Origin of the sequence: Danxiaibacter flavus (assembly GCF_041060425.1) — a bacterium.
GTDB lineage: Bacteria > Bacteroidota > Bacteroidia > Chitinophagales > Chitinophagaceae > Danxiaibacter > Danxiaibacter flavus.
Window position 1 is genome coordinate 101,108 of the sequence record NZ_JAULBC010000011.1, and the last position, 15,507, is coordinate 116,614.

A 15,507-nucleotide genomic window follows, 5' to 3' on the forward strand; every position below is an offset into this window, starting at 1 on the left:
CAAGCCTTGTTCGCCTTGTGAGGTGCCCGGGGATATGAGACCAGAGGAAGACTCATACTGGCCGGCATGTCAGCGCAGCGCATATCGACCTGCAAATAAAAAGGGATTTTCATCCTGCCACGCCTCTAGTGAAGCGCTGGACTTTGCAAGATAGGAAAGTCAATAAAAGTTTATAATAGCAAAGCCGCTTGATTGGGAGATCGGCTTTGTTATTTTGCCGACGAAGGGTTGTTGAATGGAAAGTGATTCGACATAAGATGTCCTACACTTGCAAGTGTAGGACATCTTATTTGATTAAGGAAGGTTCGCAGGTGTTGCTCCGTAGGAGCATCCGGTTTGTAGAGACAGCAAAATGTATAAAACAAAGCCGCCCGGTTGTGAGAGCGGCTTTGTGCTTCTTTATCCCGCGCAGTCCCTTCCTGGGAGATATATAGTTCCTGTTTAGCCTGCCGCACAAGTATGCATTGCACAAGGCCGTGCTGCATACTTGCGCCAGGTTGGGGTGGCCTTGTTACAACAATTCGGGAGTTGATTTGTTGTTACTAACTGTAAACTCAATTATTTGTTTGAATCTGTATAAATATTCGTGTTTTATGAAACATTTACTCTCAATAGCCATATGTTTATTACCCCTTGTTTCAAATGCTCAATCAGGCGGATTGAATTATAAAGTTGAAGATAGATACTTGTATTATGGAGAAGTTGTTCAGGTTGACACATCCCTAACCACTGGCGACCTGTATAAGAATAGCAAATTGTTTATTGTTAAACTGGCTTTGCCAAATATTCAAACAACTACCGATGATGCCACGGGAGCTACTGTAGCCGTATCTGTGGAAGAGCCGGCGACTTATAAAACACAAACCGGCATTGGCAGCATACCAATGAAATTGAAATACAATATAAAAATAGAAATGAAAAACGGCCGTTACCGGTATACTTTTGACAACATCATGATCAATTATGAAGAGGATAATAAGAGTGTAGATCATCCTCTGTACGATGTTGACAAAGGAAAAGGGGGTGGCATTTTGGGGACAGGGGAAAGGAAGCGTGTACTTAAAGCGATGGATGCATTGTTTTTACGCAAAATTGAATTGTTGAAAAATACAATGAAAACCAAGTCAGACGGCTTTTAATACCTTGAATGGTTTGGTCTTGCCGCACAGTCCGTATTGCGCAAGGCTATTGCTTCATACTTGCGCTGGGGTGAGATTCGATTAGGTATCCTGCACTTTCAAGTGTAGGATACCTAATGGCAGTTCTATCACTATCATTTAATAGTGCTGAATCATTGCAATGTGATCGTATTTTTTTAACGCCTCCGGTTCAACGAAGTCAATTTCTCCGCCGCTCTCTAAAACTTTTTGAACGGTATCATCAAATGTGTTTTTTATGAGTGGAAAGCCATAATAGAGACCACCGCCAGCTCCCGAATAATCAAAATCTTTTTCAAGGATCAGCAGCTTACCCCTGTGCAGGCGCGCCTGTTTCCATACTTCACCCATTCCCGATGATAAATGCATACTATCTGCGGCCTGTTCTACGCGACGAAGGACTGAAGTCTGACGAACCTTTTCCCAACTGGCCAGGTAAGGTGTGATCGCAGTAAGAATGCTTTCTGCGGAAGCGTGCTCATAATTACCAAAAATATAATCTATGATGGCAGACTTGTTTTTTGTCAAAGTTTTAAAATGGCCGGCCATTCGCTCATTTCCTAATACAAAAACGGGCTGGGGATCAGTATGTAAAATTAGTTCCAGGGAGTTGTCCATATGTCGCAGAAACTTTTCCATCACTTCTTCTTTTCGTTTGTGCGGATCAGAAAAGTTGGATATTTTTTCCGGCAGTTCATTTACATATGCATAAACAGTTTCCGGAGCATCAGTCACCAATTTTCTAAGCCTGCCTTCATTGCCGGCAAAGATGCAACTGTGCTTTCCGCCAAGAACAAGTACAAGGTATTGCTGCAATATCTTACGGCTACGCAGTAAATCGAGAATAGCAAATTCGTCACCCACATTTACAGTGGGTTCTACCTCCATATCCAGGTAGAACACTTTGTCAAATACCGGGGAAACATACACCGCAACACTTTTTTTGTGTGTACTGTAGTTCAGGTCGGAGAGCAATTTTTTCAGTTTACCGCCAACAAGCATGGCAACCTGGTGTGGATGATCTCTCCAGAGCTTTTTTTCAATCTCATCAGTAGCGCATTTAAGCTGGTGGGCAATATCACCCTTATTGCTCATTTTGGGATTGAATGGGATAATCAGTGAGATTGCGGGGCCATAATTGGTTACCGCAAGCAGATCCGCAACACCTGCCGGAATAGACTCATTCATGACGTTCCGTTTTAGTAGCTTAAAACTAATTGCTGTATCTGGCTATTTAAATGATGGCTGTCAAACAGAGTATTGATTGTCGTCACAAACAATTAGATTTTAGCAGGGAATTAAGCTCAATAGAAATGGTCGAATAGTCAGGCATCGTCAACTTTGGGAAATGTCTTCTGTCATGCCAATGACGGATTTGCATAAAGGCATAAACTCTGTGCAGCTCTGTGTCGACTCAGTGCTCTCTGTGTAACCTTTTTTTGTTACACGGAGAAACAGCCAGAGGAGACACAGAGTTTCACAGAGCAACTCAGCGGGCAACAGAGTGCATTCTTACATGCAAAATTCCGTTGCTGGTTAATTTTAGTTACATTGTACCGCGATTATGGAGCACAGCGATTTATCTGCATACATCTACAGCTTTTCATATCTCGGCATCTTCTTTTGGTTCGCCCTGCTGGAACAGTTAACACCCATACCGGAAGAAGTATCACTCATAAGCCTGGGATATATATGCACACATTCTTCATTGAATCCGCTGCTTGCTGGCGCCGTTTCTGTTGTAGCACTTCTAACAACCGATAACGTATTTTTTTACCTCTCTTTAAAAGGCAGCAAAGTCGTAAAAAAAACAATTGGCAAAGTGAGCAGTGGTGTATTGAAAAGGCTCAGAACAAACCTTAAAAAAAATGCAAAAAGCACCTTGTTTGTACTGGCTCTTTTGCCTAAGCTTAGATTTTTAAGCCCTGTTGTATCAGCTACAGTGGGTATTTCATGGAAGCTCTTCTTTATTGTAAATTCTATTGCTACAGGGCTATATGTTGCGTTTTACATTGTTGTTGGTATGTTGTTTCAAAAACAGCTTGCAAAAAGTTTACAGAAGTTACATTTAACGCAGCACATAACATTTGTAGCATCGATGGCATGTATTACTGTTATTGTTTTCATTGTGATAAAAAAATGGGTGGCAAATAAAAAAGACGGATAGAAATAGTGTGTCTATGGTAAACGAAAATGATTTTTCATGTATACCGGTAGAAAGCCTCTTTAGCGAACTTCAGTCCTCAGAGCGAGGGCTTGCGGGTCAGATTGCCCAGCGCGGTGTCAGACATTTGCAAAAACATGAAGTAACAAGGCCTATTTAGCAAGGATATGAAGGTATGATGGCAATCATTAATGATGCTTACCATCATCATTAACTGTTGCTTTACGAAATTGTATTTTTATATTGTCGATTTGTTTTCTCAATCTTAAAAGAACCGGTTATGAAAGACACTTTTATATATCCGGGTGAATATGTTCCATTAAACGCATCAGGAATGCTTGCGGAAAACGAAGCTATAAAAGCACCGGGTAAAGCTCCGATCAATCTTATCGAAAAGGACTGTTGTTTTGAAATTGAATTGGCTGTTCCGGGAGTAAAAAAAGAGGATATAAAGATTTATTGCTACAACAACATACTGTCAATTCAGATCCCACCCGTCCGGGGCGATCGTCAACGTACCAAAATACTTTTGCAAGACTTCGAAAAAGGCAATCTGTTTACAAAGGTTGTGCTTCCTGTCGATGCTGACAGTCAATTTATGACAGCTGAGCTCAAGGATGGAATACTGGTCATATTAGTCCCTAAGAATGTTGATCATGTCTGCCAGGACATTGAACGACTGATTGTGTATTAGACAAGCCCTGTGAAGTGCAGGTTTCCCACCCCAATTAGGGAATGGGTACTATTGTCGTAGTTAGTAACGAAAGACGATGGACATGGACGCCGGAATAGCTAACCATAATGATCAAAAGGCCGAACCCGGCATCATCGGAAAGTGCGGTGTGAAACTCGTTCATGGGGGAAAAGAGTATTTTGCCCTGTTAATAAAATTGATCAATGAGGCTACGCATATCATCCATCTGCAGACGTACATTTTTGATGATGATGACACAGGAAACATGGTAGCAGCTGCTTTAAAAAAAGCCGTAAAGAGAAATGTTATCGTATACGTGCTCGCGGATGGCTATGCATCACAGGTTATGTCGAAGAAATCTGTGCAGTCCCTGATTGATGCGGGTATTTATTTCCGTTTTTTTGAACCTGTGCTCAAAAGCCGGTATTTCTATTTTGGAAGGCGGATGCATCACAAGATATTTGTGGCGGACAGAAATATTGCGCTGGTAGGTGGAATTAATATTTCCGACCGTTACAACGATTTGCCCACGCACTCCGCATGGCTGGATTTTGCCTTATTGGTTAAAGGAGATATCGCTGCTCAATTAGCGACGTATTGCCGGGATATGTGGGAAATTAACCCTTCAGATTTTACAACAATTACATCCGTACCGGCAAGCGTAAAAACAGGAGATCTTACATCTGTATGCGACGGCCTCAGCATCATTATGAGGGTTAACGATTGGGTGCATGGGAAAAACCAGATTTCGCGAACTTACATTAACATGCTTCGGCACGCAGAAAGCAACGTTACCATTCTAAGCAGTTATTTTCTACCAGGGAAAGCCATTCGAAAAAATATTGCTTTTGCAATAAAAAAAGGTGTTAATATAAGAGTAATTACAACAGGTATTTCCGATGTACATCTTGTTAAACATGCCGAACGATGGCTTTATGGCTGGCTTTTACGCAAAGGTGTTGAGATATTTGAATACCAGAAAAGTGTGTTGCATGGTAAGCTTGCTGTTTGTGACGACAAGTGGATGACAATTGGGTCATATAATATAAATGATATCAGTACCTATGCAAGCATTGAACTGAACCTGGATGTACATCAGCCTGCGTTTTCCAGGCAAACACGGCTCGAGCTGGATAACATTATACAGAAAGACTGCATAAAAATTACAGCTCCGGGTTACAACTACACCACCAATATTTTTGAACAATTGATACGCTGGATTTCATACAGGATTTTTAGAATTGTCTTCAGGGTTTTTACGTTTTATTTCAAGCGACACAATTATCCTCCAAAAGCACATACACTTTTTGCTGATAACATAATTCTTGATGACCACACTCAGCGCATGTACTGATGAACATCTTCGTACATGGGTTAAACAGAAAATAAATTTGTATCACATCACTCATCTAAAACACAAAAAAAGGAGGTTCTTATGGCAACTCGAGCACTGTCAGGGTTCACCGAAAGGAGACCCTTCTTATTCGATGACTTTTTCAAATCCTGGAGCGACTGGTTTGACAATGGCAACGTTACAGGACGGACATTGCAGGCTCCTGCGGTTAACATAACAGAAGAAGCAAATGAATATCTTGTTTCAGTAGCCGTGCCAGGAATGAAAAAGGAAGATTTCAATATCAGTGTCGATGGAAATATGCTGACTATTAGTTCCGAAAAGGAAGACTCCAGAGAGGAGGCAGATAAAAATTACACAAGGAAAGAATATAATTATTCTTCTTTCACCAGGAGGTTTAATCTGCCGGACGAAATTCAGACAGACAAAATAGATGCGAGCTATACGGACGGCGTTTTAAAGATAAGCCTTCCACGAAACGATCAGCAAAAGAAAGCTTCTTCAAAGCAAATAGTAGTCAAATAAATCCCTTAAAACACAATGGCCCCCGTTTACTTCTCATGCTAGCGGGGGCCTTATAAAACGGCAGGCGTTGCACTTTCCAAACGGTCTTTTTTTGATGGCAATTTTAATAACACTAAAATCAGTGCAGCATGAACAATAGAACAGTTGAAAACGATGAACAACCCGGATCGCTCTTGATGCCACAGATCAAAATCAACCAACTAAAGTATGAAATCGATATGTGGAAGAGATTGCTTGCATTTATGATGGATGAAAACATCTTTCTTAAAAACAGGCTGATTGAAATACTCAAAGGCAGCTTCAATAACGTAAACATATCAAATATTGAAGATTTTCAGAACTGCTTTGTAAAGAAAGACGAAACGATCAACGTATTGCGAAATGATCTCGCAGAAATTGATAAATTAATATTTGCTGACATCGATTTCGATAATACAGCAAACACCAACATTCACAATAAACTGGAAAATATCCGCAAACATATCAGCTTGCTTGAAAAAGAATTTTCACAGCTGAAAATAGAATTCAACAGATATTTACTTAACAACGTTTACAGCTAAAAACTTGCATTACGAAGCCATTGGGTTAGCTATATATTTTCTGCAATTTTGCCTTGTCCAAAACAATAATGTGGCCATCATTTATATCAATGATGCGTTCGGATTTAAAATCTGTAAGGGTGCGGATAAGTGATTCGGTGGCAGTACCTGCAATTGTTGCAAGATTTTCTCTACTTATATCTATCACTTGTTTATTCTCCATCTTTGCATCGTATTTGTCTATTATTATCAGCAGGGCATCGGCTACCTTCTTACGCAACGAGTTATAGGCAATCCTCACGAGATGTTTTTCTTTTTCAGATACGTTGCGGGCCAGCAGCTGGATAAATTTTCTTGCTATCTGTGGATGGTGATTTATTAGTTCATCAAAGTCGTGGCGGGGTATAATGGCAATTTCTGAATCCTCCATCGCCGTTGCAGTGTCTTTGTATATTGTGCCTTCCAGCAACGCAACATACCCAAGAAAATCGCCTTCGTCGTACAGCTCTGTTACAAGCTCTTTTCCATCATCATTGGTTTTATACGCCTTAGCCTTTCCTTTTACAATAAAGTATAAGCTGTTAGGATGATTTCCTTCTGTGTAAATGGTTTGCTTCTTTTTGTATTTGTTCACGTTTCTCCCCTCGGTAAACGAATCCATCGCATCTTTGCTTCCGGTCATTTCAAGAAGGTCCTGAATGTTCTGCAGGCCGGGAGCCAGGTTTCGCTTCAGATCCTCCATTTTCCTTAACCTGCCGTTTACTGCATTGAGCAACTCTGTTCCGCTAAATGGTTTGGTTAAATAATCGTCAGCACCAAGATCCATTGCCTTTCTGAAATCACTTCGTTCTGTCCGTGCCGTGAGAAAAATAAAGGGGGTGTTCATTATTGATTCATTTTTCTGAACCGCATGTATTACGCCGTATCCATCTAACTCTGGCATAGTGATATCGCAAATGATCAGATCCGGTTTTATTTCCAAAGCTTTAACCAGGCCGATTTTACCGTTTTCTGCTGTAATTACTTCGTAATTTGACAATTCAAGTATTTCGGCCGTGTTGCTCCTTATGTCATCGTTGTCCTCAATCACCAGGATCTTTTTCATAGCATTCAGTTTTTATGGAAGGTTATAACAATTTGAGTGCCCATGGAAACATCGCTGACGCGGGTAATGTTGCTTCAATCGTTAGTCACTAATATAAAAAAAAATGCACGTTTGCACAAATTTTAGGCCGGGTTAATTAGGGCCGCAATAAATACTTTTTCGTCGTTTGTACATAAAGAAAGCGGCAGAAATTTTTCTGCCGCATAATAACAGGAAACGTGCTATGCCTACAACACCAGTTGAATATTATTTCCCGCAAAGTCCTCTTCCGCCTTAACGATATTTTTAATTGCCGTTAAAAGAGCGTCCGAATTAAATGAAATGCTATCAATACCCTGCTCAACCAGGAAGCGCGCGAACTCCGGAAAATCGTTCGGCGCCTGGCCGCAAAGCCCGATCCTTGAGCCGGACTTTTTGGCTGTATGGATCATCATGCTTATCATTTTCATTACAGCTCCGTTGTTCGCCACATCAGACAGCACATACATGGACCTCCTACGGATCCAGTGTCGGTTATGCCAATCTCAGAGAATGTTTTAATATAAGGTTGCATGGATAACAGTTTGAGCTAAGCATGAATTGAAAGAATGGGTACTTCAGCTTCGAGAAGCAGTTCTTTTGAATGCCGCGCTTTAAACATTGTGCCTGGAAAAAGATGTTTTTTGGGAATTAACATGAGCATGTCCATATCTTTTTCCACAACAAATTTTTGGATGGCTGTGTCGGTGTCTTTGCTGCTGATGAAGTGGTATTTTGGATTCAGCTCGCCAAGCATTTCCTGCAGGATCATAGATTCCAATACGGCTTTGTCATCGAACGCATTTTGGCCATTATCCGAAATGTTTACCACATGCAATTCTGCATCAAATTCCTTAACAAAGGCTTTTATGGGTTCAACATGCACTGTTTCATGCACTTTTTTGAGATCGCAGGCCAGCCCGATTTTTTTGATGCCTTCGAACGTCGCATTAAACGGTACAAAAATTACCGGCCAGTAGATGTCCCTCAATGCTGAAACTGCAGCACCTCCAAGTAACGTGCGTTCAAGGGCTCCCGCACTTTCTTCGCCCATAACAACTGCAAAAGGTTTAACCATTTCGCAATAGTCTTTTAGCATGGGAAGCAGGTTGCCAGGCCTGATTTCAGCATGCACTATAATGTGTCCGTTTGTTCTCTCCTCAATTTTTTGTTTGAGCAATTTTAGTTCCTCCTGGGCATCATCATCAAGGTCCTGGAAATTATATGCAGGAACGGGAACTTCAGCGCCACTCATTGGAAGCGGCACTACGTTCATTATTGTAAGGCGCGCACGAATGAGGCATGCCATGTCAGCAGCATAATTCACGGCGTTTAATGAGTTCTCAGAAAAATCGGTAAGAGCAATAATCGTTTTCATAAATATTCATTTAACAGGTAAGCAGAATGAATTAATGAACAATCAATATGAGTTAATGAGCTATAAACATTGCCTGGGCAAGTGTATTCAATAATGTTGTCGCTTTACTGTGCAGGAAAAAACGGGAAAGGCTGCTTCTTCCATAAGCACCCATTAGTAGTAAAAAATCTTCTTTATCGATAAGGAAATCAAAGAGTGCAAAAGTTGCCTGCCCTTTTAATGTAACAAATTCAATATGATTATAGTGGTGGTCCAACCAGTCTACAAAGCCATCATAGCCAGTCATCATCCATTCTGCGTCGTCATCCGCATGTAATACTGTAATCCTGTGATTGGCATATTCAGGCAATATGTAAGAAAATTGTTTTATTGCATGCATAGCTGCCGCTGAACCATCAAATGCAAAGAATAATTCTTTTATGCCATGGAAACTTGTGGGAGCAACAAAAACGGGACACTCTACATGTGCCAGCACATCACGCGCAAAAGCGGTTGGAGCGCCTTCGTAATGCTTTTTGAATGAGGTTTCTGAGCTAACAACAATTACATCCGCAAAGCGGCTTTCGTCCTTCATTTCCCTATAAGGTACACCTTCTTTTCTTTGCACATTGCACAACACACCTTCATTTGCGCAGTGTTGCATAAATAATTGAATATTATTATCAATGGCCAACATCTTAGCCTGATGTTTCCCGGATCTTTCATTAACAGCCCAATCCAGGTAGGCCCGCCCGGAAGTTGTTTTAATTACCGGCTTTTCCTCCGCCACAATATTTTCAAGAAAAACGCCCGTTATTTTTGATTTTGTAAGTTTGGCAAGATAGCATGCAAAAGCCAGCTGGTTTCTGTCCGGATCAACAGCATCAACCGCAACTGAAATCTTCTGCATAAGAAAATTTTTAATAAAACTATTCAACAGAGAAGCTTTTTTTAATGATGTGCGTTAGTGGCAATAGTGATTGTTATCAATCATATTCGCCCGTCAACAAACCGGTTGGAAAATATATTCGACGTGTGCGTATGCCCTGGCCTGGCGAGGGTTGTATAACGAATTTAGCCCGGAGGTTTTGGAAAAAATAAATTTCATAATGTTATTGAATATAAAAGTATAAAAGACAACAATTTGAGATGCGAAACATACCTGTTCCGGAGAAGGAATTGATTATTCGGTTTTGCATAACCAAAGGCAGCAAATATGTTGCGATGCATACCTGATATACTCTTTTCCCTCTTGCCAATTATCATAAATGACGACCTGTATTTTTTGATCCCTGGCATTGCAGCTTCACTGCATTCAGATCAAAATCTGTTGGATGCAATAGCCTGTTCATTTTTTTAACAGAACGGCAGGGGAATGAGACGTACGAAAACAGAAACCAGAAAGGGATAAATAATAGTCTATTTCTATGTTTTGGGTTGTGTGCATTATCATAATAATTATCCGAATACCCGAAAAATCCTTCTACAGGAATGCGGCATGATGCCATTTTATAAATATCTTTGAAATAATGCGAAAGGCAGCAAGCATATTGTTTTTTATCTTGTATCTCGTCTCCACCAGCCAACTAGTTGAGTTGTTGAAGATTCCGGTACTGGTTGAACATTTCCAGGAACATCAAAAGGAAAATAAGTCTATCACTATCCTGCAGTTCCTTGATGAACATTATATGCATGGCTGCCCACGGGATGCGGATTATGATAGAGACATGCAGTTGCCCTTTAAGTTGCCGGTCCATCCGGTATTAGCATCTGTGTCCTACACCTTGCCTGTACCACTTGCAGTTACTCCTGAAATAGCTATCGGAGAAACCAGGATCGATTACCCTAAAATTTCTTCCCGATATTCCTACGAACACCTTTCTTCTATCTGGCAACCCCCGGATATCAGCCAATCCATACTATAAAAAAAGGAAAATTAGCTTTTTGCCCATTTCATTTTGTCTTTAATGTGTTATGCCGACACAGGTTTAGCGTTTATGGTATATACATACTGTTAACAGGTCGCTATCTCAGCAACAGTTGAGCATGCCGGCGCTGGTGTAGCGGTTATCTCTGACATAGCGGGATGTTCTGCTTACCTGAGCCGCTGGCATTTTATGGCGCATTCCAAAGCTTTGGACACCTTACCGGTCTTATTTCCGAGCCTGCAGATGAAACGTGTAACGGGTGTTTATAGGCGAACCGTGCAGGTTTTACAGGCATGAAACAAATGGAAGAAAATTGTGCAAAAAAACTGATAAGATATTTGCTCTTAGAATGTGGTAGCCGGCGCGATAAGATAAACTTCACGGACTATGTCGCCTGAGGCGCATAACGCTTGCTGGCTGCTGAATAAATAATGCAGTAAAGAAAGAATAAAAAATGATCATAATGAAAAAGGTGATTATGCTAATTGCAGCGGTATTTATTATTATTCAGTTTTTTCGTCCGCAAAAAAACATTTCATCTCAGGTGCAGGCTAATGCTATAGAACAGCACTATGCCGTTCCTCAGAATGTGAGTACGCTTTTAAAAACGGCATGCTATAACTGTCATTCCAACAATACCAGCTATCCCTGGTACAACAATATCCAGCCAATCGCATGGTGGTTATCAGGTCATGTAAATGAAGGTAAAGAGGAGCTGAATTTTGATGAGTTTAATCTTTATACAGTAGACAAGAAAAAGAAAAAACTTCACGAGATAACTAAATCCATTAAAGAGGGAGAAATGCCGTTATCATCGTACACACTTATTCATACCAACGCAAAGCTATCAAAACAGCAACAGGATGAAATAACTGAATGGGCAACCTCACTGGAAAACGAAATCAGATAAGGTTTTAAAATAATTATAATGAAAAAAATCATATTGATGGCCTGCTGCGCATTAACCTTTACGCTGGCTAATGGTCAGTCGCTGCTTGAGCGTGCTCAAAAAGAAGCAAAGGAAATGCATAAGCTAATTCTTCTGAACTTTTCCGGTTCAGACTGGTGTATTCCATGCATAAAAATGCATAAAGAGTTTTTTGAGAATGACGACTTTAAAAAGGCAGGAGACAGCTTACTGGTGTTTTTAAATGCCGACTTTCCGAGGCTAAAAAAACATCAGCCGGATGAAGCGACTCAAAAGGAAAATGAGTGGCTGGCAGACAAGTACAATCAAAACGGTGCCTTTCCATATACAATCTTACTGGATGGAGATGGTAAGGTGTTAAAATCATGGAACGGATTGCCTGCATGTACTCCTGCTGAATTTACCAGGGAAATTGTAAACAATTATGCAGCCTACTATAAATGAATTGAGCGTGCTAAAGGAATTTAGAAGATCAGAACGGTTGATGGGGAATGCTTTCGAGATAACAGTCGTCTGCGAAGAGAAGGAGGTAGCAAATGAAGCAATCCTACTTGCGATTGAAGAAATCAGGAGAATCGAAAGATTATTCACGACGTTTGACAACGACAGTCAAACTAATCTCATCAACAGGAACGCAGGCGTTGAGGCAACGGTAGTGGACAGGGAGGTTTATGAGCTTATAGAAAGAAGTATCCGCATTAGCGTGTTGACAGATGGCGCATTCGATATTACGTTTGGCTCGATAGATAAAAGCCTGTGGAATTTTGATCAAACCATGACAAAGCTACCCGATCCGAAGTTGGCAAAATCGATGGTGCGGCTCATTAATTTTCGCAACATTGTACTCAACAAAGAAAACTGCAGTGTGCTGTTAAAAGAAAAAGGCATGCGGATTGGGTTTGGCGGTATTGGTAAAGGGTATGCCGCAGAAATGGCCAGGCAGCTGTTGCAACGAAAGGGCATTGTTGCCGGCGTGATCAACGCGTCCGGTGATATCAGCACCTGGGGAATGCAGGCCAATGGCAAACCCTGGACCATTGGCATTGCTGACCCGGACAATGCTTCGCTTCCCTTTTCATACCTCAATATCAGCAACATGGCAATTGCAACTTCCGGCAATTATGAGAAGTTCGCTGTGATAGGCGGGAAGCGTTATTCTCATACCATCAATCCAAAAACTGGTCTTCCTGTCTCAGGTATTAAAAGCGTCACTATCATCTGTCCCAATGCAGAAATAGCGGATGCAATGGCAACACCTGTAAGTGTAATGGGAGTGAAAGCGGGGCTCGGCCTGATCAATCAGATGCATGGCATAGCCTGCATCATTATCGATGACTATAACAACATTTATTCATCTAAAAATATTCAAATCAGATGAAACTGTATGCACAACTTACATCAGTATTAATAGTATTATTCGGTTTCTCATTTGCTTCGTGTACCGTAGTAAAAGAATACCAGAAAAATAAACTTAACGATGCAGAAATGGTATTAGGAAACCGCAAGGTCGAAAAGACAGAACTGAATTTTCAATCTTACCGCGAGGGCGCTTCGGGTGCCAATGCGGGCAAAAGTGGCGGAGGTTGCGGCTGTAATTAATTACCCATAAAAATGAAACGATGAAGAGAATATATTTTACAGCAGCGGCATTATTTGCATGGATGCAATCATTTAGTCAGAGCAGTAATACAGACACTGGCTTTGTTTCGCGAAAGTTGAAGCTCGAAGAAATAAACTTTGTATCAAGTTATTATCAGCAAAACGGCGATCATTCAGCGGTTACAGGTGGTATAGGCACGGAAAAGCTATCCGATCTGTCTAACTTTATCGATGTGAAACTGATCCGGTATGATAAAAAAAAGCGCAAGCATAGTTTTCTCCTGGATCTGGGTGTAGATCATTACACTTCAGCATCTTCCGACAGGATTGATCTGAAAGCAAACAGTTCTGCTTCGCATGCAGATACAAGGGTTTATCCATCTTTTACCTGGAATGAAGAGGATGAAACCAACGGCAAGACGATTGGCGCCGGGGTATCTTTGTCTAAAGAATTTGATTATTCTTCCTTTGGTGCAAATCTTATGTTTGCTAAAAAAACTAAAAATAAAATGGGTGAATTTGCGGCCAAAGCACAGGTTTATCTTGACCAGGTAAGTTTGGTAACGCCAGTTGAATTAAGGACAGAAAGTAACAGTCACTATCACGAAGATTATCCTGTAACACCAAGAAATACTTTTGCGGCATCTTTGTCTTATGCGCAAATTATCAACTCCCGGCTTCAGGTAATGTTTTTGGCAGATCTGGTCCGGCAGAACGGCTATTTGGGACTTCCGTTCCATCGGGTGTACTTTGCCGATAGTACCGTGCATCAGGAAAAGATGCCTGATAACAGGTTAAAGTTACCATTGGGTTTCCGGGCCAGTTATTTTGTATCCTCCAGGATAATTGTAAGGGCCTATTACAGGTATTATACCGACAGCTGGGAGCTGCATGCAAATACCATCGATCTTGAGGTGCCGGTAAAAATCTCGCCTTTTGTGTCTGTTAGTCCATTCTACCGTTACTACACACAGACAGCTGTAAAATATTTTGCGGGCTACCACGCACATACAGCGGCAGATGGATACTATACCAGCAATTATGATCTGTCCAAATTCAATAGCCAATTTGTGGGTGCAGGTATCAGGCTAACGCCGGCGAATGGTATTTTAGGTATTCAATCGCTGTCCATGCTTGAATTGCGGTATGGGCATTATTTTAAAACTACAGGAATGAATGCCAATATCATTTCATTAAATTTAAAGATTAAGTAGTAGTAATATTTTAAACGCCTAATACTATGACTATGCAAAGTGACACTGAAAATAAAGGTCTGGACAGTTATTTAGATAATCACTATATCCATAAAAGCAACTGGCTGCGCGCCGCAGTGTTGGGTGCTAATGACGGTATTTTATCTGTCGCCAGTATTGCGATCGGTGTAGCCAGTGCCGGCGGCGCAAGACAACCTGTTGTGCTGGCGGCGCTGGCCGGATTGGTTGCCGGGGCGCTTTCCATGGCCGCCGGCGAATATGTATCTGTTAGCTCGCAGACTGATTTGGAAAAGGCCGATATTGAACGGGAGAAAAAAGAGCTCGAAGAAATGCCGGAAATCGAACTGCAGCGATTAACCGAGATCTATCAGCAACGAGGGCTAAAAAAGGAAACGGCAGCAATTGTAGCACGTGAGCTAACCGAAAAAAACGCACTGGAAGCACATTTGCGGGACGAATTGGGTATAAACGAGATTACCCAGGCCAATCCGATTCAGGCGGCGCTTGCATCAGGCGCTGCTTTTACTTCTGGTGGCATTCTGCCCCTCCTGATCACTATCTTTTTTCCGCTTGGTAACATGCACTACTCGTTGTATGTATGCTCGATCTTTTTTCTGATGATATTGGGCGCTGTTGCTGCGAAAACCGGTGGTTCAGATATCAGGAAGGCGGTTATCAGAATAACGCTTTGGGGAACACTGGCGATGGTGATAACAGCCGGGGTGGGTTACTTGTTTGGGGTTTCAGTGTAACTGCAGTAGAGGATTTATCTATGATTTTGAAGTGTGGTGAACTAAACAGAAAAGTCTGTACCCCGTAAAACCTCTTTCCGGAGATCAGCAAAATAACCAGATCCAGCGAATTTTAAAGCTCGTAAATGAATAATTTACGAGCTTATTGGTCAAAATCTTGCTGGTAGATTTCT

General features: G+C 41.3%; 19 protein-coding genes. 13 read left to right on the forward strand and 6 right to left on the reverse strand.

From position 1 onward, the window contains the following. Positions 1 to 209 precede the first annotated feature (209 nt). Positions 210 to 485: a hypothetical protein gene (locus tag QTN47_RS25675; RefSeq protein WP_369332316.1), complete on the reverse strand. Its 276-nt coding sequence runs from the start codon at positions 483 to 485 to the stop codon at positions 210 to 212. Between the two features lie 108 nt (positions 486 to 593). Between QTN47_RS25675 and QTN47_RS25680 the strand changes: the two genes are divergently transcribed. Then, positions 594 to 1,139 (forward strand): DUF4468 domain-containing protein, encoded by a 546-nt coding sequence (locus QTN47_RS25680; protein ID WP_369332317.1) that lies wholly within the window; start codon positions 594 to 596, stop codon positions 1,137 to 1,139. Between the two features lie 138 nt (positions 1,140 to 1,277). On the opposite strand, the gene QTN47_RS25685 is transcribed toward QTN47_RS25680, so the two are convergent. Next, positions 1,278 to 2,345 (reverse strand): baeRF3 domain-containing protein, encoded by a 1,068-nt coding sequence (locus tag QTN47_RS25685; protein WP_369332318.1) that lies wholly within the window; start codon positions 2,343 to 2,345, stop codon positions 1,278 to 1,280. Between the two features lie 376 nt (positions 2,346 to 2,721). Here QTN47_RS25685 and QTN47_RS25690 point away from each other — a divergent pair, with 376 nt between their 5' ends. The 5 genes from QTN47_RS25690 to QTN47_RS25710 all read left to right on the forward strand — a co-directional run bounded on the left by QTN47_RS25690 (position 2,722) and on the right by QTN47_RS25710 (position 6,454). Further along, positions 2,722 to 3,324 (forward strand): DedA family protein, encoded by a 603-nt coding sequence (locus QTN47_RS25690; RefSeq protein ID WP_369332319.1) that lies wholly within the window; start codon positions 2,722 to 2,724, stop codon positions 3,322 to 3,324. Positions 3,325 to 3,601: 277 nt separating this feature from the next. Further along, positions 3,602 to 4,015, forward strand: coding sequence for an Hsp20/alpha crystallin family protein (locus tag QTN47_RS25695; RefSeq protein ID WP_369332320.1), 414 nt, complete (start codon positions 3,602 to 3,604; stop codon positions 4,013 to 4,015). An 82-nt stretch (positions 4,016 to 4,097) separates the two neighbouring features. Continuing rightward, positions 4,098 to 5,369: a phospholipase D-like domain-containing protein gene (locus QTN47_RS25700; RefSeq protein ID WP_369332321.1), complete on the forward strand. Its 1,272-nt coding sequence runs from the start codon at positions 4,098 to 4,100 to the stop codon at positions 5,367 to 5,369. Positions 5,370 to 5,450: 81 nt separating this feature from the next. After that, the gene (locus QTN47_RS25705) at positions 5,451 to 5,894 is read left to right on the forward strand and encodes an Hsp20/alpha crystallin family protein (RefSeq protein ID WP_369332322.1); all 444 of its coding nucleotides are present in this window, start codon (positions 5,451 to 5,453) and stop codon (positions 5,892 to 5,894) included. Between the two features lie 128 nt (positions 5,895 to 6,022). Next, entirely contained in the window at positions 6,023 to 6,454 is a 432-nt protein-coding gene (locus QTN47_RS25710; protein WP_369332323.1) for a hypothetical protein, read from the forward strand. A 25-nt stretch (positions 6,455 to 6,479) separates the two neighbouring features. Here the strand turns inward: QTN47_RS25710 and QTN47_RS25715 are convergent, their stop codons facing one another. The 4 genes from QTN47_RS25715 to QTN47_RS25730 form a co-directional block, all read right to left on the reverse strand. Further along, on the reverse strand, positions 6,480 to 7,538 hold the full coding sequence (locus QTN47_RS25715; protein ID WP_369332324.1) for a response regulator: 1,059 nt from the start codon (positions 7,536 to 7,538) through the stop codon (positions 6,480 to 6,482). A gap of 227 nt (positions 7,539 to 7,765) precedes the next feature. After that, positions 7,766 to 8,026, reverse strand: coding sequence for a putative PEP-binding protein (locus QTN47_RS25720; RefSeq protein WP_369332325.1), 261 nt, complete (start codon positions 8,024 to 8,026; stop codon positions 7,766 to 7,768). Positions 8,027 to 8,106: 80 nt separating this feature from the next. Next, positions 8,107 to 8,934, reverse strand: a complete 828-nt coding sequence (locus QTN47_RS25725; RefSeq protein ID WP_369332326.1) for a universal stress protein — start codon at positions 8,932 to 8,934, stop codon at positions 8,107 to 8,109. Positions 8,935 to 8,986: 52 nt separating this feature from the next. Further along, positions 8,987 to 9,823: a universal stress protein gene (locus QTN47_RS25730; RefSeq protein ID WP_369332327.1), complete on the reverse strand. Its 837-nt coding sequence runs from the start codon at positions 9,821 to 9,823 to the stop codon at positions 8,987 to 8,989. 619 nt (positions 9,824 to 10,442) lie between these two features. On the opposite strand from QTN47_RS25730, the gene QTN47_RS25735 reads away from it, so the two are divergent. The 7 genes from QTN47_RS25735 (at position 10,443) to QTN47_RS25765 (ending at position 15,334) form a co-directional block, all read left to right on the forward strand. Continuing rightward, the gene (locus QTN47_RS25735) at positions 10,443 to 10,838 is read left to right on the forward strand and encodes a hypothetical protein (RefSeq protein WP_369332328.1); all 396 of its coding nucleotides are present in this window, start codon (positions 10,443 to 10,445) and stop codon (positions 10,836 to 10,838) included. A gap of 466 nt (positions 10,839 to 11,304) precedes the next feature. Then, the gene (locus tag QTN47_RS25740; protein WP_369332329.1) at positions 11,305 to 11,751 is read left to right on the forward strand and encodes a heme-binding domain-containing protein; all 447 of its coding nucleotides are present in this window, start codon (positions 11,305 to 11,307) and stop codon (positions 11,749 to 11,751) included. 18 nt (positions 11,752 to 11,769) lie between these two features. Then, complete coding sequence (locus tag QTN47_RS25745; protein WP_369332330.1) at positions 11,770 to 12,213, forward strand: thioredoxin family protein; 444 nt, start codon at positions 11,770 to 11,772, stop codon at positions 12,211 to 12,213. Next, positions 12,194 to 13,147 (forward strand): FAD:protein FMN transferase, encoded by a 954-nt coding sequence (locus QTN47_RS25750; protein ID WP_369332331.1) that lies wholly within the window; start codon positions 12,194 to 12,196, stop codon positions 13,145 to 13,147. Before QTN47_RS25745 ends, QTN47_RS25750 begins: the two co-directional genes overlap by 20 nt. After that, a complete protein-coding gene (locus QTN47_RS25755) occupies positions 13,144 to 13,368 on the forward strand; it encodes a DUF4266 domain-containing protein (protein ID WP_369332332.1) in 225 nt (74 codons plus the stop codon). The genes QTN47_RS25750 and QTN47_RS25755 overlap by 4 nt, the downstream gene beginning before the upstream one ends. Positions 13,369 to 13,388: 20 nt before the next feature. Beyond that, on the forward strand, positions 13,389 to 14,582 hold the full coding sequence (locus QTN47_RS25760; protein WP_369332333.1) for a DUF3570 domain-containing protein: 1,194 nt from the start codon (positions 13,389 to 13,391) through the stop codon (positions 14,580 to 14,582). Positions 14,583 to 14,614: 32 nt separating this feature from the next. Further along, positions 14,615 to 15,334: a VIT1/CCC1 transporter family protein gene (locus tag QTN47_RS25765; protein WP_369332334.1), complete on the forward strand. Its 720-nt coding sequence runs from the start codon at positions 14,615 to 14,617 to the stop codon at positions 15,332 to 15,334. Positions 15,335 to 15,507 lie beyond the last annotated feature (173 nt).

Coding starts and splice junctions, on each gene's coding strand:
- QTN47_RS25675 (WP_369332316.1), bottom strand. CDS start 485: ATGCAGCACGGCCTTGTGCAATGCATACTTGTGCGGCAGGCTAAACAG.
- QTN47_RS25680 (WP_369332317.1), top strand. CDS start 594: ATGAAACATTTACTCTCAATAGCCATATGTTTATTACCCCTTGTTTCA.
- QTN47_RS25685 (WP_369332318.1), bottom strand. CDS start 2,345: ATGAATGAGTCTATTCCGGCAGGTGTTGCGGATCTGCTTGCGGTAACC.
- QTN47_RS25690 (WP_369332319.1), top strand. CDS start 2,722: ATGGAGCACAGCGATTTATCTGCATACATCTACAGCTTTTCATATCTC.
- QTN47_RS25695 (WP_369332320.1), top strand. CDS start 3,602: ATGAAAGACACTTTTATATATCCGGGTGAATATGTTCCATTAAACGCA.
- QTN47_RS25700 (WP_369332321.1), top strand. CDS start 4,098: ATGGACGCCGGAATAGCTAACCATAATGATCAAAAGGCCGAACCCGGC.
- QTN47_RS25705 (WP_369332322.1), top strand. CDS start 5,451: ATGGCAACTCGAGCACTGTCAGGGTTCACCGAAAGGAGACCCTTCTTA.
- QTN47_RS25710 (WP_369332323.1), top strand. CDS start 6,023: ATGAACAATAGAACAGTTGAAAACGATGAACAACCCGGATCGCTCTTG.
- QTN47_RS25715 (WP_369332324.1), bottom strand. CDS start 7,538: ATGAAAAAGATCCTGGTGATTGAGGACAACGATGACATAAGGAGCAAC.
- QTN47_RS25720 (WP_369332325.1), bottom strand. CDS start 8,026: ATGTATGTGCTGTCTGATGTGGCGAACAACGGAGCTGTAATGAAAATG.
- QTN47_RS25725 (WP_369332326.1), bottom strand. CDS start 8,934: ATGAAAACGATTATTGCTCTTACCGATTTTTCTGAGAACTCATTAAAC.
- QTN47_RS25730 (WP_369332327.1), bottom strand. CDS start 9,823: ATGCAGAAGATTTCAGTTGCGGTTGATGCTGTTGATCCGGACAGAAAC.
- QTN47_RS25735 (WP_369332328.1), top strand. CDS start 10,443: ATGCGAAAGGCAGCAAGCATATTGTTTTTTATCTTGTATCTCGTCTCC.
- QTN47_RS25740 (WP_369332329.1), top strand. CDS start 11,305: ATGAAAAAGGTGATTATGCTAATTGCAGCGGTATTTATTATTATTCAG.
- QTN47_RS25745 (WP_369332330.1), top strand. CDS start 11,770: ATGAAAAAAATCATATTGATGGCCTGCTGCGCATTAACCTTTACGCTG.
- QTN47_RS25750 (WP_369332331.1), top strand. CDS start 12,194: ATGCAGCCTACTATAAATGAATTGAGCGTGCTAAAGGAATTTAGAAGA.
- QTN47_RS25755 (WP_369332332.1), top strand. CDS start 13,144: ATGAAACTGTATGCACAACTTACATCAGTATTAATAGTATTATTCGGT.
- QTN47_RS25760 (WP_369332333.1), top strand. CDS start 13,389: ATGAAGAGAATATATTTTACAGCAGCGGCATTATTTGCATGGATGCAA.
- QTN47_RS25765 (WP_369332334.1), top strand. CDS start 14,615: ATGCAAAGTGACACTGAAAATAAAGGTCTGGACAGTTATTTAGATAAT.